Annotated in this window: 1 protein-coding gene; it reads right to left on the bottom strand. The window is 46.4% G+C overall.

The window, feature by feature from the left end; all coding sequences use genetic code 11:
* Positions 1-13: 13 nt before the first annotated feature.
* On the bottom strand, positions 14-1650 hold a 1637-nt coding region (locus tag D8U73_RS06905), incomplete at its 5' end, for an acyl carrier protein (protein WP_130904043.1).

Raw genomic sequence — 1650 nt, 5'->3', positions numbered from 1 at the left:
GGTTGAGTAGTTTTTATGACATAGAAACAACTTGAGTTACGTGATGTTGCGCCTGTATCCTCGCGGCATCGACAATAGACGCAATAGCACGAATATCAGCTGCTGATATGATGTCCGATACGGACAGCTCAATTTTGACCGTCTCCGAAGAAAATTCAGCCCGCAGAGCACTGGCAAATTGCACAGCACCGAGAGATGCCAAGCCACACTCCTCTAAGCTTAAATCAGGGTTAGCTTCCATCCCTGTTGTGCGTTCTATGATTTTCAAAACTTCTGACAATGTATCGCTTGAATGTTCTGTCTGAACCTTATTTCCTGCCAGGAGCATGCTCATGCTTTGAAAGCCACGTCTAATTAATGGCTCGCAAGGCTGTACGAGCTTTCCAAATATAACCACTAGTCCGACGAGATAGAAATATTCATACCATTCCACAGGGACAGGCTGGGGGCTAAACCAATAAAAATCTTTACGATAACTCCACCAGTTCCACCACTCGCCATTTCGCGTAATGGCGTAGTACCACTGTCCCACCACCTGATGAAACAGAAAGCATGCATAAGTTGCTGGGGCCAAGCTTTGAGAAATAGGATTCGATCGTAAGATTTTTGCTGTTAAACCTTGCCCCGTACTTAGAGCAAAAAGCCAGAGCAATGTAATGGGTGCGAATAGCCGAGAGGCGACTTCGTCCCAGATTCTGTTAACGATGCCTGGGTCTGCAAAATTATTAGCGGCTTCGGGACGTAGGAAAAAGGTGTCGAGAGAAGCCTGCGAAACAGCCGATCCGTGAGGTATATAACCCTGAAGGATATGCGCGGTACTGACTGCGACAACCAACAGGGTTATGGCGTCGGCGACGTAGCCCCATAAGTAGGCACGTGCCTGATTATAGGGCCGAACAGCATCAAATAAAAATGCAACGCACATGCCCACCACGAAGTAAACCATCCAAAATGGTGAGAATAAGTAGAATCCAAGCAATACCGCATTATCAGTGTCCGCAGCATCCATTTGTTGAGCGCTAGGGATTAATTTTTCACCCGTTGATTGGTCAAAAAAGCCATAGCCAGTCGCATTTTTTGCATAGCCGTACCAAAAACCTAATAATATCAGCACATTGAGGCTAACGCCCAATAGGCTCAACAATAATAATGGTTTCGTCTTTTTTCGCAGCTTATACAGCAGATTATATATGCTGGGGAAAATCAGCAAGCATTGGAAATACATAGAGGTGAACCATAGGTAAAATCCCATGAACCACGATGCTCCCCAAAGTGGTGTGGCCGACAATCCTGTAAGATAGATTGTTATTGTCGCGAGCAGATTGGCCGCCCAGGACTCTTGCAGTAGAGGCGTGCCTTCACAAAACATTCGCCCCATGTCTCCCGGCTGGGAGTTCCAATGGAAGACCGGAGAGAATGTGGATGGCTGACAGTGTGGTAGCAAGTTGATCAACGCAAAAAATAGGGCTAAAGCGTAAAGCGGATACATGGCCTTTATGCGAGCCCATACAAATGATTTTTTGCGATTAATCAAGGATGGCATAACGATTGCCAATGAAAACCCAGCGGTTACGAAGAACGCATGCACATGCCAGGGAAATTGCCTAAGATTTGCAAAGGCGCCCCATGATTCATCGGAGCCAATATGCA

The organism is Pseudomonas sp. Sample_22, assembly GCF_004307635.1.
GTDB lineage: Bacteria > Pseudomonadota > Gammaproteobacteria > Pseudomonadales > Pseudomonadaceae > Aquipseudomonas.
Note: the sequence above shows the minus strand (reverse complement) of the source record. Positions and strands in the feature narration are given on the sequence as shown.